Raw genomic sequence first — 23763 nt, forward strand, 5'->3', positions numbered from 1 at the left:
CTTAGGCTTTTACACCAACTTTCTCGCCAATTTTGACTAAGGTTTCTATTCTTTTTGCTGAATATTCTATGATGTCAGCATCAGGTTTTATGGTTCCTTTTTTGAAGATTTGAACAACCGTGGAGCCCCCATATTCGAAATACCCCTTCTCTTCGCCACGAAGAAAAGAGCCAGAATCATAATTTCTTTGTACGATCTTACCGACGAGCAGTGCTCCAACTTCGATGTGTAAGACATCGCCAAAGTTCTCCGTATGCAAAACCGTTAGTTCACGGTAGTTTTTTGCAATTAATGCACGGGTCTCTGCCAACGCTAGCGGGTGTACAGAATGCAATACGCCTTTAATCTTCACAACCGGATCTTGTGTTCCGTTATCAATATAACCGTATCGGTGGTAATCGTTTGGAGCTAATCGATAAACAAAGCACCAACCGTCTTTATACGCATCAGCAAGAGCCTGATCCTTTAATAGCGCCTCCAAATTGTACCAATAACCTTTAACAGGAATGCTACTATTCTGTGCTAAATCAAAAATCATTAAACGCGAGTCTGCAGGAGAGATAAGATGTTCTGGCGTCTCATCAACAGGTCGAACACCTTCTTTCAGCTCCCGAATAAAAAACTCGTTAAAGCATTTAAAGGATTGAATAGGTTCTTTAATTTCATCAACATTGATATGATAATGTTCAATAAATTTAGGGATTTGTCCAAGGCTCTTGGGCGAATTAACGTGTCGCGCATAGGCTTTGGAAACCATCTTCTTATTCAACAATGACTTCGTTAAGGCTCTGCCTAAAGTATTTTTATATAAAAATGCCAAACCATTTACTTTGTACGTATTCTCGTATTCAATTGCTTTAGTCTGTCTATTATATAGCTGCGGAACCTTCATCTGATAAAAAATTAAAGCCCAAATTTAATAAATCACATTCAATTGTGAACCATTGAAAAAAATCATTGTGGCTGTAGCAAAAATGAAGGCGCCAACGTATGGAGAATATCAACTAGCTTAAACGTTATGAATCAATTATTAAAATCCTGTTTCCCACTATTAATCAGCTTGATTATAATCTCCTGTTCTAAATCAGATCTGCAATACGAGTCTAAGTTCGAAACTAGTTTCCGAACCTGGCAAGACTTCAAAAAAGAAAGTAATAATAGCTATAGCTATACAACACGATCAGGGAGCTGGACAGGCTGGTCTTCAGAAATCACGACAACCGTTGATCAGGGAAAAATAAAGAAAATAGTCTACATCGTCCCAAAACTATCAACAACCAACAGACCTGAGGGTGGGTGGACATTAGCATCTTTCTCCGAAGCACTTAAGAAAATGGGGTATACTGACGCGGAAATAAAGAAGCATGAAGAAGATCGAACTTTCGAAAACATAGAATGGACGGAAGATGAATCAAACTTAGGCGAACATGGAAGCACTTTACAACGCACACTAGACGATATCTATCGCTTGGCGAAAGAAGATTGGCTAGTAAAACGTAAAGGCGTCACAAACTACTTGGAGACCGAAAACAACGGTTTAATTTCTAAGGTGGGAAAATACGAGGAAGGATGTATGGACGATTGCTTTATCGGGGTTGATATCGCTTCCATTGTCAAAAAATAAGATTGTTTCCATGCTTGATTCGCAAGAGCCAAAGCATGGAAACAATCCTCATTATCTCCATCTCTATTTTTTTCCGCCTCTTAATATCGCTACCAACAGTAGGATAAATACCGCCGCTCCGACAACCCATACCCATGGTTTCATGAAGATATTCCCATCATCTCCTTTATCAATATCCACATTGATATCCAAACCTTTCTCTTGGGCAAAGGATTGAGCCGTCATCAGGATAAACATGATAAAAGCAAGCGGTCCCATTTTAAACAACATTTCTCTTTTCATAGTTCATGCAATTTTAAGTTTATAGGATAATAAACACGGCTATTTGCTAAATGTTTGGCTATATAAATCGATTTATAGATTCTTGATTATCGACCAATCAAGAATCTATATCTCCAGTTGATAAATCAGTAGAACTTTATCTTTTTTTTGCATTCCGTCAATACTTTCGGTTTGATTATGGTGGAAGCCTTGTCTTATCAATTATTTGCTGATTCTAACTGTGCTTTTTCAATCAAATTTAAGGCAATCTGTAACGCATTAATTCTACGTTCAAGTAAAGTTTGTTGAGAAGAATTTTCCTTTAAATTAGGTAGTGCTTTTTTACATTTGCTTAGAAGTGACATAATTGCAACTTTGGCTTCATTCAATTCTTCTTTTCTATGATTCATTTTTTATAGTTTTTCGTATGTTGTTTATTACGCACAAGCCGAGCTGAAAAAAAATTGTTTTTCAGCTTCCATGATTTCCTCTTTGTTTATTTTTATTTTGTTGATACTACAATGATTTTATTGTTTCCAATTAAGACTTCCATTTTTGTCAAACATTTCGATAGATGGATTCCCTAAACTGTCAACCTTTAAGATAATTCTTGGTACCTCATTGGCATCTTTCATAATCAGAGCGGCATTTCCGTTTTCTGTTACCAGGTTAATTCTATTAATATTGTGACCTGGTTTGCCAGACAAGTCTTTGTCATTAATAATCAAACCGGCTTTAAAATAACTATCTTCTTTATTATCCTGAGCGAGAACACCAATAGCATCGGCATTTTGATAGTCTAAAGCTATAGCATTTAAATTTGTGGTTTCATCATCAGTTATGGCAATCCCCCCTCGTTCATCACCGTGTTTATCATAAAAAATAATCCCTGCCGGATTAACTGCCCTTTGAAATGTTTTACCATTGATGATGGGAGGCGGAATATTATCCATATTGGAAATTACGATTCTGTTTTTTCCGGTTTTGTCTTTAATGTTAATCCTTTCAGCGTCCATAAATCCATTTGAGCCATTTAGTAGTATAAAACTTAAAGCGATTAAGAGTGCGATATTGAATACGACAAGTGTATAAAACGGAATTTTAAAAGTTTTTGATGTTGTTTGCATGGTTTAAAAATATATTTAGATTGATGATGTATGCTGTTTTTTTATCCTTCGTATATGTGAAATTCTGTTACCGTTATGAAATAACCATCGGGGTCCCTGAACGAGAATTCCTGTCTGCGTGAATTTTTATTTAGGTGAATTTCTTCTTCAATAGCCCATTCGATTTCTTCGAGGTTATGCTTCACTTTCTTCCAATCAGAAGTCCTAAAATAAAGTAACAAGCCATTTCCTGCTGTTAAACTTTGGTTTCTCATCGTTGGGTGACCGTCCCTTTCCCAAGCGCGCAGGCAAAGCACAATTTCATTGTCTTTATTCGTCAGAACGGAAAATGGACTCTATCGTGTACTATGTTGAACCCAAATATGTTACTATACCATGCAGCACTTACTTCAACATCTTTTACGGCAATCATTGGATCAAGTTTTGTCATTTTGTTTTCTATTTATTGTTTATGGCGTATGTTAATTGTTTTGTTAAGCTTTAACAGCAGGCATAATTTTTAAAATATAATAAATCAACGATTCCTGAAAAGTGTCATCGTAAGTTTGAGAAAGTATAGTTGGAGATCAATCGACAGAATATTATTTTGTTGGTCTATATGTTGATCCAGCCGAGAGAGGGAACAAGACTTTAAACTGTCATTGGTCATAAAGCCCCTTGAGGATGCTAGTCCCCCTCTCTTATCCTTATTCAAACTTGCTGCTATTAAGTTCTTTTTGACTCCCGACTTAATTATCTGTTTGGTGTTTTTAATATGCTTCTTAGCCGATGGTTTCGCCAATGGAACTTTAACCTCAAGGGTAAGGTAATCATAAAAATGATCACCGAAGGTCGGGGCGATTTTATTTAGTGCTAAATCTTTGGCTCTGTATTTACGCACTAAAAATGATTCCTCCTTCTTTTTTGTTGTGAGCCAATGTTTGAGTGTTTCATAAGAGCGGAGTCCTTTATCTGCCATTTTTTCGAAGCGCTCGATAAACTCGTCAAATGCATACAAAATGGTATCTTTTCCTTTTTCAGATTGCTCTTGCTTAGCCTTTGCTTCCGTCTTTCCCAGGTAGGCATTCTTTACCATATCGGGTGTTACCCGAGCTACGTGAGTTTGTAAAGCATTGAAATGCCGATCTAAATCAACCTGAGGTTGAATAATTTTGGAGTTTATAGTCTTGTAAGAAGGCTCTGTTTTTTTTACCCGCTTGGATTTAATATCCCAGTCTTTTGGGTTAATTTTTACTCCTAGAGATATCTCCTTAGAAATACCACAGATGGTCACTCGGATGTACAAAGGTGTTACATCATTTTACGCGTGACTTCTGCGTATCCACAGCAGAAGCTCCATGTTTTGTTTGATTTTCATCATCCCACATTAAAAGGTTAACAAATAATTATTTGAGAGTCCTTTTGTCCAAATCGCCTCATTAAACCCGTCTAATTCGGTGACCTTAATTTACTATTTAAAATAAGTCACCGAATAGGTCACCGAATTGTATGCTATAGAATGATATTAAATGAATCGCTTTTTTGTAAAAATCGCAGAAAACAGAGGCGTTTAATGCAAAAAGGCGCAATTTCTTGAGCCTTTTGTGACCCCGCTGAGGCTCGAACTCAGGACCCACAGATTAAGAGTCTGTTGCTCTACCAACTGAGCTACGAAGTCGTTTGATGTGTCAAAGGTACAAGACATCACAAAAAAATCAAATAAAATATCATCTTTTTTGAGCTTTTCTGACAATCTCATTATTTACCTAACCAAACGCTTTCCGAACCTTAACCCAACTTCCCCAAAAAAGACGTATCCCCACCTACACAATTCCTTTGAGATTGCTTCGGACCTCAACCCTTCGTGTTCAACAAAAATCCGCAGCAGCACAATAAGTGCCTGTATTCAACAATTCTAAAATCTTTTTCTTTTCAAAAACTGCTCTATTGCAGATTTTAACGGTTCATACGTTGTTTCATATTTTTCTATCTTTCCGTATTCTTCTTTGCTCAAGCTCAGATTTGATTTTTCAAATACTTCAAGGACTTTAATCAACACCCAAGGCGATTGCTTTAAGTCAAAATCTGCGAACAACGCAGATTTCAATGATGGATAAATGAAAGTAAATTATGATGGGAAAAATTGTCATCGCCCTGCTGTATTTGCAAAACGAGTTGTACATCATCCTCATTATCGTTCGCGTTTCGATCGAATCGATGCATCATTTTTTATTTAGGACTGGTTATAAACTTCGCGTTTCTTGATCTCTCTTGAGTAGAAAGGTTGAGACAAAGTTTATATAAAATTTGATAAATACAAGAATTAATTCGATTGAACAAACCCCTTATTGGAAGAAAACGAAATAGTAAATGTACTCATGCTGTAAACTCAAATTGTTTAAGATTTCCCTCATTTCTCGAAAAAATAGCAACCAGGCAACATTTTTACGCCAGCATAAACTTAGAGTTAACAATAACAGCCTCTAATAAACATATTTTTAACACAACTATAACAACTTCTTATCAGTGAATCTATGTTTAGTTAATATTCCTACTCTAGTTTTGAGCCATAATTAACATAGATATGAATAATAAATACTCAACAAAACTTTTTCTGCTCATTCCACTACTGATCTTTAGTTTGTTTTCTCAAGTCTTTGCACAGGGAACACAAGCTTCTATCACCGGATCCGTACGTGATGAATCGGGCAATCCAGTTACCAACACGACTATTCGCGTGCGGAATGAATCGACTGGATTTACAACTACATCAGTCACGAATGAACGTGGAAACTTTGATATCAAGCAGCTACCCCTAGGTGGTCCATATAGCGTACAAGCGAATCATATGGAAAAAGGAAACGGTTCTGCCTCCGGCATTATGTTGAACCAAGGTGACGTTTCACGCGTCAATATCAAGCTGATATCTTCAAGCACATCGCTCGATGTCGTTGAAGTGACAGCCTCATCCTTAAAGAACTCCAAAGACTATTTTGGTGCGGCTACGGCATTTTCTTCCAAAGATATTAAGTCATTGCCTGTTAATGGTCGTAATTTCACCACCTTAACAGATCTTTCTCCTTTAGCAGCGGGAGGCTCATTATCTGGACAATTAGGTTCTTCGACGAACTTTACCATCGATGGTATGAATGCTAAAAACCCGACCTCAGCAGGAGCTACTACAGCACGAAGTGGCGCTCCATATTCCATTTCTATGGAGGCGGTTCGGGAATTTAAAGTGGTGACCAATCAATATGATGTTACCTTTGGGCGCAGTGGTGGTGGAACCATTTCTGCGGTTACCAAATCTGGAACAAACACCCTATCGGGTTCCGCATTTCTATTCGGTCGCGCAGATTGGTTGACGAGCAACTATGATATTCGCGGAAACAAACGTATGGGTAGCTATTCCACCTATCAATACGGTTTCTCGCTAGGCGGTCCGATTATTAAGGATAAATTACACTTCTTCGTCGTATGGGATAGACAACAAGACAATCGCTCTTTACTTATTGCCGATTTAGGTTCTCCTGCTGATGAAATTTTATACAAGATCAACAAGACAACCTTAGATAATTTCGTCAATATCGCGCAGAATAAGTACGGTGTTGCTAAGCAGGCACAGTATGGCTCGATTAATAAAAACAGAACATCAGACGCTGCATTTCTACGTTTAGACTACCAGATCAACGAGAAAAACCTCTTGACGATCCGCAATAACATGACCTATGACTATAATCCATTGGGTCTTGGCGATAACACAAGTATCAATCTTTTGGAGTCTTACGGTAATGACAAGAACTTTGACAATAGCTTCTTGGCAACGCTTCGTACGGCGATCTCTCCACGTGTAACGAACGAGGTTAAACTACAACATTTATATGTTTATCAAAACTCGACACAGGGCGATCAAATCGGCAAGAATTATATTCCTCGTGCAATCGTAGAAAACGTAGCTTCCACGATTGATGGAAAGGAACTGGCGACAAATCTTCAAATCGGAGGTCATCGTTTTGCTCAAGAGAGTTTCAAGAACAATGTATTACAACTAACAAATAATCTATATTGGGATACAGACTTCGCCAAATATACATTTGGTTTAGATGTGATGGCAACTAACTCTAAATCAATTTACGGATCGGAAGTGAATGGCCGTTTCCACTTTACGAGTGATAAGAATGCCGTTCCTCCAATCAGTGCTTTGCAAAACTTTGAAAACTTAAAGCCATATCGTTACTATCGTGAAGTTCCATTGAAAGATGATATTGCTGTACGTGGTACGATTATGAACTTCGGACTTTACGGACAGTTAAGAAAGAACATTGCTGCAGGTTTAGAGATGACTGCAGGTTTAAGAATGGACTATGCCGCATATCCAAAGGCAACTTTCAATCAACTGGTTTATGATGAACTAAAATTGAGAACAGACAATCAATTGAGCTCATTCATTCTTCAACCAAGACTTCAATTCTCTTGGGATATCAACGAGAATCAAACGGATTACTTGCGTGTGGGAGGTGGTATCTTTGCCTCTGACATCAATAATTACATGATCATCAACAATTTGACATTTGATGGTTCTAACTTGGCAACTGTTGATGTTCGCGGAGATTTGGTTCCAACACCGGATTTTAATGCTTATCGTAACGATCCTAAAAGCATCCCAACATTGAAAAGTCAACAATTACCGACAATTAACTTCACTGGCAAAGACGCTAAAGTTCCGACGGTATACAAAGCAAACTTATCTTATACCAAACTCGTTACTGATCGTTTTAAAGTAGGTATTACGGGCTTCATGACTTTGGGAAGAAATAACTATACCTATATCGAACGTAACTTAGTTAATGATCCATTCTTCCGATTAGCGAATGAAGGCAATCGTGGCGTATACGTTCCTGCAGATAAAATCCCAACAAATGGTCAACCAGATTGGAAAGACGGTCGTGTATCAAACAAATTGGGTCGTGTATTAGAATTAACAAGCTTAGGCAAGGTAAATCAATATGCGGTCGTATTAGATGCAACTTACCAATACTTCAGAGATGGTGCAGTTAGCGCGAGTTACACGTGGAATGACACAAAAGATAATACGTCTTTCAACGGAAACGTAGCGAACACGGCTACTTTAGTACAGCCTGTAATGGATGATCCGCGTAACTTAAGTGCTATAACCTATTCAGACAATCAATTCCGTCATAAAGCAGTAGTTTATGGTACAGCGCCAACATTTTATGGCTTCCAATTCGGTTTCCGTTTCACTGGTGTTGCAGGAACACGTTACACGCTCCGTTCTGGTGGAAATACCAATGGTGACTTTGTAACTTCAGATAATGACTTAGCATTTATCTTCGATCCAAATAATGCAAACACTCCAGATGCAATCAAGAAAGGAATACAAGGGATTTTAGACAATCCAGAAGCTGCACAAAGCATGAAAGACCTGTTGACAACATACTCAGGTCGCATTGCTGAACGTAATGCTGGTATCAATGATTTCTTTGGAACAATTGATTTACGTCTATCTAAGAATATACGTTTCTACAAAACACATGGTCTAGAGTTATCAATGGAAGTTTTCAACTTTATGAACATGCTAAATAAAGAGTGGGGAGTTAACCATGCTCTAGGAAACCAAGCGCTTTACAAAGTCGACGGGTTTAACAAGGCGACACAACAATATAATTATTCCGTAAATAGCGTTGGTGCTAAAGGATTCTCAGGAAATCCTTTCCAAGCGCAATTCGGAGTTCGATATGCATTCTAATTCAATAATATAATCAACCTTAGATAGAGAGCATCCTTCGGGATGCTCTTTCTTTTTTTCGACATTACCTTTTTTAATATCTTAGCTATGTCTACGCAATCATAGCCCCGCTAATAAGGGGGGATTAACTAAATCGCACACGAAAACTTAGCTCAATGAAAACAATAATCTACTATCGTCACATAAAACGGTATGCATCGTTTCAAAGGATAGTTTTCGACCAATAGAAAATCTGGTTAACAATGTTTAGTATTATGCTATGAGCGACGCGTTTTTAGATTGACTAATCAAATTAATGGACCTAGTGACGGTAGTATAAAAACGAACTGATAGTCAGCCAACTAGAATTAAACAATTAAAAGTGTATTTTTTACACTATGTAGAAGAATGCTATTATTTTTTATCCTAACTTTGCATCAAAATTGAATGAAATGACAAGCATATCTCCCAGCAGTCAACTGATAACCCCTTCCGCAAAGAGTAGAATCCGTTTGGCTGTTGCTTTATTTTACTTTGGTCAAGGTTTGGGTTTTGCCTCATGGGCAAGCCGCATTCCAACGATTAAGACCGCCCTAGGACTATCAGAAGCCGAATTAGGAACAATTCTTCTCATGCTTCCGATAGGACAGTTGATAACAATGCCACTATCTGCAGCCTTAGTCAACCGATTTGGGAGTAAAGTAATTTTACCATTCGCAGCAATTATCTATGCGTTGATTTTAATTCCAATCGGGCTATCACCAAATGCTTGGTATTTGGGTGCATCATTATTCTTCTACGGTGTTGCAGGTAACTTATGTAATATATCTGTGAATACACAAGGAGTTCTTGCCGAAGATATGTATGGCAAATCCATTATGTCTTCATTCCATGGAGCTTGGAGTCTTGCTGGTTTCACCGGCGCCTTAATTGGATTGCTGACAATCAACTTTGGATTTAATACTTTCACGCATTTTATTGTGATTGTAGCTCTATTAATCGGTAATATACTTTGGAATAAATCATTCTTAATTCCGGAGGAAAACAAATCGGAAACGGGCGCTAAAAAAACGAAGTATAAACCTGATGGACTTATCATTCAATTAGGTATCATCGGTTTCTTCTCTATGGCAACCGAGGGAGCGATGTTTGATTGGAGCGGTGTATACTTCCACGATGTGGTACATGCACCAGAGAAATTAGTCACTTTAGGCTATGCCTCTTTTATGATTATGATGGCAACCGGAAGGTTTATTGGCGATTATATCATCAGCAAATTCGGCAGACAGCGAACACTACAAGTTTCTGGTATATTGATGTTTGTCGGTATGTTGTCCTCAGTCGTATTTCCAAATCTTTGGGTCTGTACTTTAGCTTTCATGTTGGTGGGCCTTGGTGTTGCGTGTAACGTCCCTACAGTATATTCAGTAACTGGAAAGCATAAGACAATCCCTGCGGGCGTAGCATTAGCTATGGTATCTAGTATATCATTCCTAGGCTTCTTGATGGGTCCCCCATTAATTGGTTATGTCGCCGAACTATTTAGCTTACGCTATTCTTTCGCTCTATTTTCTATTTTTGGCTTCTTAATGTTTATTATGACAAGTCGCCTAAAAGTTTTTAAAGATCAATAATTAAGGCTTCACGGCCATTAACTTGGCGAGTTCCTTCTTCGATATTTTTAACACTGTACCATGCCGAATTCCGTTCGGCATGTTTAGTTTATCGGAATTATCTTTCCAGGTTTTCAAGTCATTTGATTGGATAACCCCATAATGCTTGTCTACATATTTATCAAAATAAATTGTCCATATGCCCTTATCAAACATTACTGTTGGCCCTTCTGCCCAATAATCACCAGTAATCGGACTGCTCGCCTCGCCATAAGGCCCTTCCAGTTCATCGGCAAACGCCAACTTTAAATTTTTCGCCGCAGGCTCTCTGGTTTCATCTTTAATAACCATCATCCATTTACCTTTGTAGGGTAATATCGTTGCATCAATACAATTGAAGCCTGGATCATAGAGCAATTGTGTTTCTGTAAAAGTTTTGAAATTCTGCGTTGTGGTATAATACATTCTATGGTTATAAGCATTATCCGCTTCTATCTGCGTCTCTGGAAAAGCACCTGTAATCGTTGATGCCCAATAAATCATATACAGATTGTTCTTTTCATCGTATGTGATCTCCGGTGCCCACGTATTTCGAGTATGATCTTCATGTTCCATAACCGGAATATACGTTTGCTTTGACCAGTGAATCAAATCATCCGAGCTAGCATAACCTATTCCCTTTTGCGTCCAGCTGACTGTCCATACCATATGAAATTTACCATCTCCTCCTCGAATAATACATGGATCGCGCATCAATTTGTCAGGACTTAGTTCCGGCGCTAAGAAAGATTGATCGTTCTTAAGTGATGTCCACGACATCCCGTCTTGACTGTATGCTAAATGCAATCCATCTTCCCCATTACCTTTAAAATAGGAAAAGACAAATAACGAGTCTTGTATCTGTGCGCTAACGATTGTTGTAAAAAGACATAGGCATCCCAAGCATAAGGATTTAAGATTCATGATTTCGGTTTTTTAGGTTGATTAACAAATGTAATCAAAAGAGCGCTGAAATGAAATAGCAGAAAGAAGCCTATTTTGCTCGCTATCTTTTGCTTTTCCATCTTAAGAAATTTTTCATTTATGCTATACAATCAATAAAATAAAACCTTAAATTAATAGCATTAACTGAATGGAATAAAAATGAAATGGATTCTCGTACTGTTTACTTTATTAAGCTTTAGTACTAGCCTAAATGCGCAGGATAAGGATAAGCAGTTTGAAATGGCAGATAGCCTTAGCGATGCAAAAGAATATCATAAAGCATTAGTTATCTTCGAGAAGCTCTGTGAAGAAGAGCCTAATAATCCGACCTATTTATCACATGCGGGCATTACCTATTTTCGCTTAGAGCGGTTTGACAAGGCTAAGGAAAAGTTCCGATTAGCCGTTTTGTATTCACAGGATAATGAGACCCACCTTTCCAATTTAGCCGCAGCCTATAGCAACATAAATGAAAACCAGAAGGCGTACGAATATGCGTTGAAAGCTATGAAAGTAAAGCCCACTAGCTTGACGGTCTATAATGCAATGGCTAATGCCAACAATATCTACAAATACGATGAGACCTTTCGTATTTATAAACAATATCCAGAGTTAACGACCGAAAACAAGTTTAATTTAGTCCTCGGTTTAGCGCATTACCACACTCTTAATTTTGAGAAATCGGCTTCTTATTTCGATGCGTTTCTAACGAATCAAGATGAATCTGATCTGTTAATGAAGCAAGAAGAAAACACAAATTCTTATCTTTTCAATAGCTATGTTGGGCAGTTAATCAGACAAATTGTATATAAACAGGGAGATAAAGAGGCATCGATGGCTCGTCTTACCGCACTGCGCAATGAGTCCTACAGCGACACGCAGTCACAGCGCTATGAAGTGCGAATTTTGGTTTTATTAATGATTACTCAATTGCTGGAGAGTCCAGAGTTTGACTATGGAAAGGAGTTGCTGTTAGCTCGGCCTTCGGCACAAATGAAGCTTTCAGTCGCTGACTTATCAAGCAAGTTAAACGAAGTGAACGACAAGTTAAAAAGCACATTAAACGAATCATTAAATAAGAAGGATCCTAATGGTGAAGATTTTAGAGTTTTCTTAGCTTCTGGTGGGAATCTTGATTTATTTTTAAAAAAATTAATTTCTGGCAATATCCTATAAATGAATGGAAAGAGAATCATTTGAACAATCAACCAACAAACGCTGGATATGGATAATTCTAGGGATAGTGATACTAAGCTGTTCCGGCTATTGGTATTATTTCGGCGGAGGGAAGAATAAGTCGCAGCCTACCCCTGACGATGTAGACGCATTGAAAACCCCACCCGCTATTGTCGATACAAGCTCGCCACCGGTTACAAATATCACGAAAGTAGTACCAGAATCCTCTGGCGAGGAGGGCATTTACTTCGAGCGTTATCAGATTATTGAACAAGGAGCTATTGGCGTAGAGGAATCTACTGGAAATAAGTTTGCACAGGCTTTTGGAACGCTTGTCTTTAAAGATCCTGAACGCAGTACCTCCCAAGAAACATGGGCTTATCTCATCGAACCTCAAGTAGGAAAAGCTTATCCGACGGCATACATGTTCGATGAAAAAGAATTAGTCCCTACGTATCAATTCGATGACTATAAAAAGAACTTTTCTCTATCGCCCTTCAATATTATTCGCACCAGTTATAAACAACTCATTCTTCAAAATAACCGCTATAACGGCAATGATTATACCATCACACAGAATGCTGAGCGTGCGCAATCAACTTATTGTACTGGTGATTTCGACAATGACGGAATACAGGATATTGCTGTCGTATTAGACAACAATGAAAAACAATATAGTCGCTTGTTGATATTGAGTTATAATGAAAAGACTGAATTACCCTATGTCGCATTCTCAGAAAACTACTCTGATAAAATGCGGATTAATTCTTTTAAAAAAGGGTCGAAAATTTATCTGTCGGAAATTTCCAACGGATTTAGCCCCGCTCCCACTGATGGAATAATCTTACGTGGGGAAGATGTAAAACTAGCATTGGTTTATGATGTGAACTTGCAAAAGTTCAAAAGTTATTTTCAAGAGTAAAATAGTACTTAAGTCTAATGGTAAGAAAGATTTGGTCAAGGTATGTCATCCTAAATTGGAAGTTTGGCTTGTTATTAGTTTTGCTAATTTGTATCCCACGTTTTTACTTGGTTCTCAGTGCAAACAAAATTGGCAACTATAGCGCCATTGGCATCATCATGTTAGTTTCATTTCTTATTCCATTTATATTCCTCAATCCTCAAGGATTATGGACGATTGGTTGGCGCAAACCTTCTAATTATTTTAACCTAGCACTCGCATTTATTAAGGGCTTACTCTTTGCTTTCTTTTTATATTTTATTGGATATTTTCTATTCAGTGATAGTATTGAGAACTGGTATATCTATATCGGCAAGTCGTACAACATCCCGTCGGACATCTCATTGAATGATAAAACGAGTTTATTTCTCATCATGGCAAGTACAGGCATGCTCTTTAGTCCATTTGGGGAGGAAATGTACTTCCGAGGAATTGTACACGAATGCTTTGCGAATTCATTTGGACACTCATCCGCATCGAGAATAGATAGTGCTGCCTTTGCACTAACTCATTTGGCACATTTCGGAATCATATATTGGCAAGGAACATGGCAATTCCTGCCAGTTCCTAGTCTACTTTGGTTCGCAGCCATGTATTCTGCAAGTCGACTTTTCTATATCTCTAAAATAAAAACAGACTCTATTTTCGGCGCTATCGCATCCCATGCAGCATTCAATTTCATGATGATTTACTGTATTTTCTATCTGCTCTAAACAAAAAAAGATAGACAACACCGTATGCACTATCTTTATCTAATTATCGCTTGATGCACCCTTATTGTACTCTGGTCCCCTCACTTTTTCTCCATCGATTCCTCTTAAATGTTCAACTAACGCAGAATAATCACCTTTGTAAGTCGCTTGTGTAACTTTACTTTCCTGAATCGTAAAGTTTAGTTCACAGAACCAAGGACCATCAGTACCTGAAGAGCTATAATCGTAAGCAACTAGTTTCCGACCATCGTTCAGCGTTTGACTGCGCATTGGTGGACCAAAAACTTGATACAGTTGGTCTTCGTCTTGCCCCTTCCATTGGGCAATCGATCTATCAAAATCGGCAAAAGTAACACAACTACTTAGAAAAAGGAACAGCAAAGAAATGCCGATAAGACTTTTTAAATTTTTCATATACGGAAAGCTAAATTAGTTGCTTAGTAAGATTGCATAATCTCCAAAAGGTTTAATAATAATTCACAGTTTAATGAAAAAATCAGTGAAGAAAGCAAGCTATTTTGATTTCAACAGATGAGTTATGCTAATGGGTATTAGGAGAAAGCCATTAGAATAAGTTTTTAGAAAAAAAATGTATCTTGTTATTGGATATTGAATCCAATAACAATCTGACCAAAAAAACAAGTCTATTATGAATTTCCTCAAACAAATTGTTTGCAGCAACTTCCTTCCCTACGTTAGTCTTTTAAAAACACATTACAATAGTAAGCTAATGGTTATGGTTCTGCTAATTGCCATACTTCCATGCAAGAGCTTAGTTGCGCAAGAAGCCGACCGTTCAATACGATTAGATAATGGGAAAATCTCAATTGAAATCAATAAAGAAACAGGCGCTCTCGAGTCTATTAGAGATAATAGAAGCGACAAAAACCTACTGGCAAAGACAAATGATAAGACCTCACTTTTCATTGTAGAGGGATATCAGGGAAAGGCTAAGCTAACTTTTGACGCAAATGCCGCTCGTAGTTTCAACTATATCGAACATAAAAACGATCGTGAGATTCAATTAATATGGTCAAATTTTAACTTCCTTAACTCTGAGCTTAAAATCATTGCTACTATTAATTTAGAAAAAGAAACGCCTTTTTCTTCATGGAAAATAGCTGTGGAAGGTTTGAAAGAGATAAAGTTATCTCAGTTGACTTACCCAATTATTAGCAATATAGCTGATTTAGGGAAAGAGGAGTTGGTAATTCCCGAATGGATGGGCAGTCTGACCAAAGATCCAAGATCCTATTATGCAAAGAACCTCAAAACAACTTTAACACTGAATTACCCCGACCACTTAGCCATGCAGTTCTTTGCATTATACAATCCAAATGAAATAGGGTTATATTATGCATGTGATGATTCACTGGCCTATGCAAAGAAAATGGTTATCCGTCTGGATCAAAATAAAAGTTTAGGTCTTGAAGCTGTCCATATTCCGGAGTTTTCTGAGAACCTTAACCGCTATGAGCCAAGCTATTCAGTTCGCTTAGGAACATTTAATGGTGATTGGCAGGATGCTGCTGAAATCTATGCGCAATGGGGAAGAAAGCAATGGTGGGCGAAACAGAGTCGTTTAAAAAATGCTAATGTTACCGAATGGCTAATGAATACGGGTGCTTGGGTTTGGAACAGAGGGCGTGCTACGAATGTGCTTGACCCAGCGACAACCTTAGGAAAAGAACTCAAACTTCCTGTTAATGTCTTATGGCATTGGTGGCACGGCGGCTCCTACGATGATTCATTTCCTGATTATTTCCCTCCAAGAGATGGGAATAGCTTTATCTCAAAAATTGATCAGGCCAAGAAGAATAATGTGAACGCCTTAGTTTACATGAATCAACTTAAATGGGGATCCTCAATGCCCAGTTGGAATGAAGAAAAAGCTTATTTATCCGCCTCGAAAAATATCGATGGACAACTAGAAAGCCACATGTACAACATTTTCACAAAGAAGTCACTAACATACATGTGCTTAGCGACCGATTTTTGGAAAGCAAAATATGCCAGCCTCGTTGACAGTGCCATTAATAAATATCATGTATCTGGAATTTACATGGATCAAACATGTCTAAGTCGCGTCTGTTATGACCCAAATCACGATCATCCAGTCGGTGGAGGAAACTATTGGATGAAACATGTGAAATTAAGAGATGAACTAAACCGATCTCAACCTAAAAGTCCAAAGGAGGCTGCTTTTGCTGGCGAAGGAGCCGGAGAAGCTTGGTTGCCATACATTGATGCATTTCTTACACTTGGCGTGAGTAAAGAGCGCTACGCTGGCGTAAATGGGCCGGAGACTATACCTTTATTCCAAGCAGTTTATCATGAATACGCCGTAACTTTTGGAAATTACTCATCGCTCTTAACTCCCCCATACGATGAGATGTGGCCAAAAGAGTTTGCTCCAGAAAATGCTGAAACATTGTTAGACCCTCGTTTTAATCGTCAGTTTTTAATTGAACAAGCCCGTTCTTTTGTATGGGGTATGCAACCGATGATTGCAAACTATCAACCTTTTCTGAAGAAAGATAGAGCTAAAGAAATGGCCTTTTTCAGTGATGTAGCAAAGGTTCGATATAGAGCGCTGAAATTCCTATTAAACGGTCGTTATATGAAGAACTTAAAACTAAGTGTACCAAATTCTGTGTATGATATGTCAAAGCTTTCTATATATGCTGGCCAGAATGAGAAAGTTACAGCCTTCAGTAATGAATATCCAAATGTATATCAAGGCACTTGGAAATCTAGCGACGGCAATATTGGTCTATCGCTCGCAAATATCCAAGAAGATACATATAAGTTAGTTCATCAGGTAAATGCAGCTGACTACGGGCTTCCGAATAATGGAACCATCTATATGATTGAAGCAAAAGGGAAAACTAAAGTCGGAAACTACGTAAATGGGAAAATTAATCTGGACGTCGAGTTGAAAGGAATGAGCGTATGCGTTATCGAAATTGGTAATTAGAACGTTATTATCAGCCAGCGGCAAAACCTTCAAAATAACGACAAGCCTCAACTAAAAGACATTGTCACCTTAGCTTATGTGCACGAGAAGTAGATAGAGACTAATCGCGAATAACACCGCGGGATTAACCGTTATTTATGGCTTTCTAAGAAGCAGTCTTCTTATGCTCAGTAAATGTACAAATATGATGATTGGAACGATAAAAGTTGGCAACCAACTAAAAGGAAAGTGTAGCATGGCAATATTCGGCTGTTCAAATGATATTCTTTGTAGTGGTGAGGGTGCCGATAAAAAAGCAAGAATAACAACATTGAGCAATAAACCGAGAGAAATAATATTCCAAAATAAATTTAATGCTCTTAGGTACTTTCTTTTTGATGTATTTAGATAAACCATGAGCGGAACTGTTAGCCCAGCAAGAATGTCTAAATTACTCCCACTAAATGTTATTAATCTAGGCACCAATTCATAGAGGGAAAGTAAATAGAGGGCTAACTCCACTGGAATTCTGATCAAGTGTATATACAGAAGCATCTCTAGCGATAAACTATCCATAAATTCCCTTCCTTTTTGAGAGACGAATGTCATCGTGATAATAACAATCGTAGGGAGAATTCCATACAATAATATTTTTGGTGGAATCGATCTCGTATCCATGCTATAGATGCCAACTAGGCTCAATATCACTTGGAGACACAACCAAAACACCAAGATAAAAGTAATTTTCCCCGCAATCTTTCGAATCTTCAGCGTGTCTGATGCCCGAATTACTCGAACTAATAAAAAAAGCGTTGCTAATGTGCAAAAAGAAAATAATAGGGAAATATAAGTTGGCAAATTATCAATCATTCTAATCTAATAGAACGACAATTTATACAAACTTAAACCGTTATCACTTTACATATGGCAAGTATTTTCTAAAAAAACATAGCACAAGCAGCTAAAAAGTCAGCTTTTATTATCGTTTAAGCTGAGATTTGAATACAATAACAATCTGCTACTGGCATAAAAAAGGCAAACTAAACAAATCGCCCTTTAAAAAACATACTCGTCGATTTTGCGTAAATACTTTGGCAATTATAATCTGTAAAAAGTGCCGTTAATGAAGATATTGTAGGCGCTCAACAAATTTTTATGTCCGCATGAATCTTATTAAGCATAGATATTTCAAAAATCTATATTAAATTAGTATTAAAGGATCATCCAATACAGACTAACTAAAACTCTTTCTTCGTCAAGATAATGGACCAATTTGATAAGATCTTCAAGCGATATTTTGTTCGGCTATGCTCTTATTCCCACTCAATCATAGGTAGTGAAGGGGTTGCTGAAGATATGGTACAGGAAGCTTTTATCGTCTTATCCCAAAATAAGGAGGTCCTTCAAAAACCTGAGATATTTATTAAGAGCTTTCTCTATACCTCTGTACGAAATATTTGTTTAAACCACGTGCGTCGAAGGAATCTTAGCTACAGATTTAACCATGAAACAATCAATGACGGATTAGACCATGCTGACTATTTAAATGACTTGATTAAGGCAGAAATCTTTGGAGAACTTCACAAAGAATTATCAAGGTTACCAAAACAATGCAAGAGAATCTGTGAATTAATATATTTAGAGGAAAAAAGTTATGAAGAAGTTGCAGATGAAATGGATCTAAGCATAAATACAATTAAGACCCAAAGACAGAGAGCATTAAAATACCTCAAATCAAAATTTACCGCAAGCCTATATTTTTTATTTTTTATTAAAATTTTATACCTGATTTACAACCACTTATAAAATATATAATAAAAACCGTCCTATTTATTCACCCTTTTTTTCTTCCCAAGTTACCTATAGTCTGAATTATGATATCAGAAGACAAAATTCTTTTGGCAGAATTATCTGCAGAAATTGTGAAAGGCATTGAGCTCACTGCTGAACAGGAGGCTATTTTCCAAAAATTATTGGAAAAATATCCTGATTCAAAGGCTGTAATCGAATCAATCTTGCAAGATGGAAGATTAGAAATTCCATATGAAGTTGGGAAAATCAATGTAGAAAGTGAGTTGTCTAGATTTCATGAAAACAACCCGAAATTATATAACAATCCTAGATTCACGATATCCAAATTGAGCTGGTTAGTAGGGACTGCTGCCGCAGTATTGATTGTCTCTTTTTTCCTCTTCCAACGGCCTATTTCTAAGAAGGATTATGTTGTTGAAGACAAGGTTTATGGACAGCATAACGACATCTTGCCAGGAAAACCCGCTGCAGTATTAGAAATCGAGGGAGAAGAATCGATATCATTAATCGACGTCAATGGTAACAGAACCCTAAAACATGGACTGGTTGCCAATGGAAGTACTTTGATTTATAAAAATATAAATCAGCATTTGAACCCGCTTCATACCCTTAAAATACCAATTAGAGCAACCTATGAAGTGATCCTAAGCGATGGAACTAAAGTATGGATGAATGCAGATTCGAAAATAAAATATTATGCCAATTTCTCTAAAAATGAGCGACGTATCATTTTAGAGGGACAGGCTTATTTTGATGTTGCAAAAGATCGAGATCGTCCATTTATCGTAGAAAGCAATGGCGTTTCTGTACAAGCTGTTGGAACTGAATTTGATGTCAATTCATACTCCAAAAATCTCAGTGTAAAACTAATTGAAGGGAAAGTAAAAGTCTCCGCACGAAAGGGTGAAGTAAGTCTAAATGCTAGGGAAGAAATTCAAATTACGGGAACCCAAATGAAAGTTGTACCCATCTTAAATTTAGAGGAAGCCCTAGCGTGGAAAAATGGCTATTTCTATTTCGACAATAAGAACTTGGATCAAATCCTGAATGAGGTCGAACGCTGGTATGGTGTCAACATCAAATACAACAAAAATATTAACCAAACGCGGTACTTTGGAAGCATTTCCAAACATAGCTCACTAGCAGAAGTTTGCAACGTACTAAAAGATCTAACTAACTATAATTTCAGAATAGAGAATGATGATTTGTACATAGAATAATGAACATGTTGTCCATATCTAACTAACCTAAAATAAGGAGGCAAAAAAAGAAAAGAATTACCACATTTTAAGAAAGAAGCAGAGGTACGGCAATACCCCTGCCCAGTTTACATAGCTTAATAATAAACCATTAAATCTTCAGCAAATTATGAATAAATCTTTTTATTCGAAAGACCTCCTATGCTTCAAAAACAAGGATCGCCTTTTGAAAAACCTAATTAAAATGAATCTCACTGGACTATTACTAGCAGCATCCTTCATGGTTTCATACGGTGCTACCCATGCTCAGGTCACAATGAAAGGTAAAAATGTGAAGGTTGCACAGGCCCTAAAGACCATTACCGAACAAACCGGATATCGATTTATTTATCAGGAAGGTCTATTAGCGAATGCTAAATCAGATGTCGACTTTAAAAATGTGACTTTGAAAACATCGTTAGATAGACTCCTGAAAGACAACAATTTCGATTTCACGATCCACGAAAACACGGTTGTAATCAGGAACGGGCAATCGAATACAACGGCTGCTGTTGTTGAAAGTCAGCAGTTGACGATGAAAGGTAAAGTTGTTGATAGTCGATCTGGAACTCCAATTGCTGGAGCGACGGTCACTGAAAAAGGCACATCAAATGCTGCCCAAACAGACGCTCAAGGAAATTTCAGTCTAACTGTTTCCAATAGTTCGGCGCTCTTCACGGTTCGTATGTTGGGCTATGATCTAGCCGAGGTTAAGTATTCTTCGACCGCAGCTGAAATTAGATTAGAGTTTTCAGAATCGGACCTTGAAGAAGTTGTGGTAGTCGGATACGGTCAACAGCGACGCGGTGATTTAACAGGATCAATAACCTCATTAAAAGGTGATGAATTAACGAAAGGTGGTGCTATAAGCAATGTTGGTCAGGCACTACAAGGTAAAGCCGCGGGGGTTGTAGTTACTCAGAATTCCAAGGCTCCAGGAGGAAGTATCTCCATTCGAATACGAGGTGTAAACTCCATCAGTAGTACGAATGAGCCTCTTTATGTCATTGACGGTTTCCCTAGCAATAATGGTGTAAATATTAACCCTGATGATATTGCTTCCATGGAAATATTAAAAGACGCCTCTGCCACAGCTATTTATGGTTCACGCGGTGCCAATGGCGTTGTATTAATTACTACAAAACGTGGTAAAACGGGAGAAAATAACATCGCTTATACTGGATACGTTGGCACGCAGAAGCCATATAATCCTTTCAAAATGCTGAATGGCCAAGAGTACATGCTAATGGCAAATGCATTATATAAAGAAATTGATGGCCAAGAAAACCAGGAATACGGTGTATATACAAAATCGCAATTGGAGTCAGATGTAAATACCGATTGGATAACAGCGACGACAAGACGAGGTATATTACAAAGCCACAACCTTCAGTTTAATGGTGGTGGTGAAAAAACCAAAGTACTGAGTAGTATTGGCTATTTTGATCAAGCAGGTATCTTAAAAAACACAGATTTTTCACGCATTTCTGGTCGCGTGAATGTGGATCAAACCGTAAACGAATACATTAAAGCTGGCGCAACGATATTTGCGCAAAGAGAAAATTCAAACATCCAACTTTACGATGGTAATATACTGAATTCCAATGTTCTTTATGGAATTTTAACATATGACCCAACTGTTCCTGAATACAATTCCGATGGAACTTTCGGTCGTCCTCCTGGAGGTAAAGGAGATAATCCCTTAGCAAACTTGATGTCAAGGACCAATGATGTTCAACGCGACAAATTGAATGGAAACTTGTTCCTAGAGGTAAAACCGATAAAAGACATCACCATCCGAATGGATGCAGGGACAGAAATTACCAGAGATGAATTGGGGTCTTATTTAAGTCGCGAATCTTATCAGGGAAGTATCGACGATGGTGTTGCAAGGGTTGCCGATTACAGCTTAACGCACAACCTTTTTGACCTATTCGTTACCTACAGCAAAACTTTCAACGAAAAGCACAATTTTAGTGCAATGGGAGGCTATGCTTATGAAAAGTTTACCAATAACAGAAAAGGAATTGATGTTTATGGGTTTTCAACCGACCTTTTCAAGTATTATAACTTGGGTGCTGCCTCAACAATTACTGGCGTTAATTCTTATCGTTCAGAAAACATGATGGCATCTTTCTTCGGTCGTGTGAATTATTCATTCGATGACAAATACTTAATTACTGCAACCGTTCGTCGTGATGGCTCTTCACGCTTTGGATCAGAGAACCAATGGGGAACTTTTCCATCTGCCGCATTTGCGTGGAAAGCAATAAATGAGTCCTTTATGAAGGACCAAACCCTTTTTACGGACTTCAAAGTTCGCTTTGGATATGGTAGAACAGGTAATGAGCGTATCGCAGATTATGCATCTTATGGTTTGGTTAGCAATTCCCATTATACATTCGACGGAAAAACAAATAATACAGGAACAACACTAAATCCAAACTCCCCAGAAAACACGAAACTTCGTTGGGAAACCACATCCCAATTCAATGGTGGATTAGATATGGCATTCTTAAACGATCGCCTAGCGCTTACTGTTGACGCTTATTATAAGAAAACCTCGGATTTATTGATCAAGGTTACTCTTCCATTCTACACGGGATATAATTCTGGTCAAAGCAATGTTGGTTCCGTTGAGAACAAAGGTTTAGAATTTGCATTAAATAGTAAGAATTTCGTCGGCGAATTTACTTGGGATACGAAGCTAAATATTTCAATTAACCGAAATAAGGTTTTATCACTTGGTGGACAGAACGAAATACTATTGACGTCTTCAAAACCAATTGGAACAGTCTCAGAAGAATCATATGCGATCATCAGAGAAGGTCAGCCCTTAGGCTCTTTGTTTGGATATACTTACCTCGGTGTCATTCAAGAAGGCGAAAAATACAGCCCTCAGCCAAATTCAAAACCTGGCGATCCTAAATTTAAGGACATGAATAACGATGGTACAATAAGCTCGGCGGATCGTGCAATTATTGGTTCAGCTTATCCAAAAATGACTTTTGGACTAACGAATAATTTCTCCTTCAAAAACTTCGACCTCACAGCATTCATTTATGGAAACGTTGGTAGTGATCTACTAAATATGACGAGAATGAATATGGAGTGGAAACGTACTGAAGAAGCATTAAACCGTTGGACTCCACAAAACAAGGATACTGATCTTCCTAGAAATGGCTTCTTCTATTCCAAATATGGGGGCTATATCAACGATCACTTTATTGAAAACGCATCGTTTTTACGATTAAGAAATCTAACCATAGGCTATACGGTACCATTCAAAACCAAGGCAATTCGATCATTACGAATCTATGCGATGGGTGAAAACTTATTTACGATCACCAAGTATAGCGGTTGGGATCCTGAAGTAGATACCAAGGCTTATGAGAATGATGGCTTAGTGAAATACAGTGGAAACGCACAAACGGCGAATGCTGGTGCAGGTCTAGACTTTAATTCATATCCATCCATGCGTTCATTTACATTTGGAGTTAGCGCAAATTTCTAATCTAAATACAATTATGACTATGAAATATCTTTCAAAGAATAAAAATAAATCAATAGCTA

General features: G+C 37.7%; 19 protein-coding genes and 1 tRNA gene. 10 read left to right on the top strand and 10 right to left on the bottom strand.

From position 1 onward, the window contains the following. Position 1: 1 nt before the first annotated feature. Entirely contained in the window at positions 2-892 is an 891-nt protein-coding gene (locus tag GFH32_RS17875) for a phosphatidylserine decarboxylase (RefSeq protein WP_153512897.1), read from the bottom strand. A gap of 126 nt (positions 893-1018) precedes the next feature. Here GFH32_RS17875 and GFH32_RS17880 point away from each other — a divergent pair, with 126 nt between their 5' ends. Beyond that, positions 1019-1624 (top strand): hypothetical protein, encoded by a 606-nt coding sequence (locus GFH32_RS17880; RefSeq protein WP_153512898.1) that lies wholly within the window; start codon positions 1019-1021, stop codon positions 1622-1624. Between the two features lie 63 nt (positions 1625-1687). On the opposite strand, the gene GFH32_RS17885 is transcribed toward GFH32_RS17880, so the two are convergent. The 6 genes from GFH32_RS17885 to GFH32_RS17910 form a co-directional block, all read right to left on the bottom strand. Next, positions 1688-1906 carry a hypothetical protein gene (locus GFH32_RS17885; RefSeq protein ID WP_153512899.1) on the bottom strand — a complete coding sequence of 73 codons (219 nt, stop codon included), beginning with the start codon at positions 1904-1906 and terminating at the stop codon, positions 1688-1690. 197 nt (positions 1907-2103) lie between these two features. After that, on the bottom strand, positions 2104-2295 hold the full coding sequence (locus tag GFH32_RS17890) for a hypothetical protein (protein ID WP_153512900.1): 192 nt from the start codon (positions 2293-2295) through the stop codon (positions 2104-2106). A gap of 117 nt (positions 2296-2412) precedes the next feature. Beyond that, on the bottom strand, positions 2413-3012 hold the full coding sequence (locus tag GFH32_RS17895; RefSeq protein ID WP_153512901.1) for a hypothetical protein: 600 nt from the start codon (positions 3010-3012) through the stop codon (positions 2413-2415). 41 nt (positions 3013-3053) lie between these two features. Beyond that, the gene (locus tag GFH32_RS18485; RefSeq protein WP_202111242.1) at positions 3054-3266 is read right to left on the bottom strand and encodes a hypothetical protein; all 213 of its coding nucleotides are present in this window, start codon (positions 3264-3266) and stop codon (positions 3054-3056) included. A 260-nt stretch (positions 3267-3526) separates the two neighbouring features. Next, positions 3527-4297, bottom strand: a complete 771-nt coding sequence (locus GFH32_RS17905) for a phage integrase SAM-like domain-containing protein (RefSeq protein WP_153512902.1) — start codon at positions 4295-4297, stop codon at positions 3527-3529. 299 nt (positions 4298-4596) lie between these two features. Further along, positions 4597-4669, bottom strand: a tRNA-Lys gene (locus GFH32_RS17910). Positions 4670-5575: 906 nt separating this feature from the next. Here GFH32_RS17910 and GFH32_RS17915 point away from each other — a divergent pair. Then, positions 5576-8758, top strand: coding sequence for a TonB-dependent receptor (locus GFH32_RS17915; RefSeq protein ID WP_153512903.1), 3183 nt, complete (start codon positions 5576-5578; stop codon positions 8756-8758). A 431-nt stretch (positions 8759-9189) separates the two neighbouring features. Next, positions 9190-10371, top strand: a complete 1182-nt coding sequence (locus GFH32_RS17920) for an MFS transporter (RefSeq protein WP_153512904.1) — start codon at positions 9190-9192, stop codon at positions 10369-10371. Here the strand turns inward: GFH32_RS17920 and GFH32_RS17925 are convergent, their stop codons facing one another. After that, complete coding sequence (locus GFH32_RS17925) at positions 10372-11313, bottom strand: glycoside hydrolase family 43 protein (RefSeq protein WP_153512905.1); 942 nt, start codon at positions 11311-11313, stop codon at positions 10372-10374. Positions 11314-11493: 180 nt separating this feature from the next. Here GFH32_RS17925 and GFH32_RS17930 point away from each other — a divergent pair, with 180 nt between their 5' ends. From GFH32_RS17930 to GFH32_RS17940, 3 genes are read left to right on the top strand one after another with little or no spacing between them, the layout of a single operon-like run. Continuing rightward, a complete protein-coding gene (locus GFH32_RS17930) occupies positions 11494-12510 on the top strand; it encodes a tetratricopeptide repeat protein (protein ID WP_153512906.1) in 1017 nt (338 codons plus the stop codon). A 4-nt stretch (positions 12511-12514) separates the two neighbouring features. Next, positions 12515-13432 (top strand): flagellar basal body-associated FliL family protein, encoded by a 918-nt coding sequence (locus GFH32_RS17935; RefSeq protein ID WP_153512907.1) that lies wholly within the window; start codon positions 12515-12517, stop codon positions 13430-13432. A 17-nt stretch (positions 13433-13449) separates the two neighbouring features. Next, positions 13450-14184, top strand: a complete 735-nt coding sequence (locus GFH32_RS17940) for a type II CAAX endopeptidase family protein (protein ID WP_153512908.1) — start codon at positions 13450-13452, stop codon at positions 14182-14184. A 39-nt stretch (positions 14185-14223) separates the two neighbouring features. On the opposite strand, the gene GFH32_RS17945 is transcribed toward GFH32_RS17940, so the two are convergent. Then, positions 14224-14598, bottom strand: coding sequence for a hypothetical protein (locus GFH32_RS17945; RefSeq protein WP_153512909.1), 375 nt, complete (start codon positions 14596-14598; stop codon positions 14224-14226). 235 nt (positions 14599-14833) lie between these two features. On the opposite strand from GFH32_RS17945, the gene GFH32_RS17950 reads away from it, so the two are divergent. Continuing rightward, positions 14834-17161, top strand: coding sequence for a DUF6259 domain-containing protein (locus tag GFH32_RS17950; RefSeq protein WP_153512910.1), 2328 nt, complete (start codon positions 14834-14836; stop codon positions 17159-17161). 135 nt (positions 17162-17296) lie between these two features. Here GFH32_RS17950 and GFH32_RS17955 read toward each other — a convergent pair whose 3' ends face one another. Next, on the bottom strand, positions 17297-17818 hold the full coding sequence (locus tag GFH32_RS17955) for a hypothetical protein (protein WP_228384168.1): 522 nt from the start codon (positions 17816-17818) through the stop codon (positions 17297-17299). A 585-nt stretch (positions 17819-18403) separates the two neighbouring features. On the opposite strand from GFH32_RS17955, the gene GFH32_RS17960 reads away from it, so the two are divergent. From GFH32_RS17960 to GFH32_RS17970, 3 genes are all read left to right on the top strand, one after another. Continuing rightward, positions 18404-18946: an RNA polymerase sigma factor gene (locus GFH32_RS17960; RefSeq protein ID WP_153512912.1), complete on the top strand. Its 543-nt coding sequence runs from the start codon at positions 18404-18406 to the stop codon at positions 18944-18946. Positions 18947-19014: 68 nt separating this feature from the next. Next, the gene (locus GFH32_RS17965) at positions 19015-20172 is read left to right on the top strand and encodes a FecR family protein (RefSeq protein ID WP_153512913.1); all 1158 of its coding nucleotides are present in this window, start codon (positions 19015-19017) and stop codon (positions 20170-20172) included. Positions 20173-20320: 148 nt separating this feature from the next. After that, entirely contained in the window at positions 20321-23704 is a 3384-nt protein-coding gene (locus GFH32_RS17970) for a TonB-dependent receptor (protein ID WP_202111241.1), read from the top strand. The last annotated feature ends 59 nt before the right edge of the window (positions 23705-23763 follow it).

This window comes from Sphingobacteruim zhuxiongii (genome assembly GCF_009557615.1).
In the GTDB taxonomy this organism is placed as follows: Bacteria; Bacteroidota; Bacteroidia; order Sphingobacteriales; family Sphingobacteriaceae; genus Sphingobacterium; species Sphingobacterium zhuxiongii.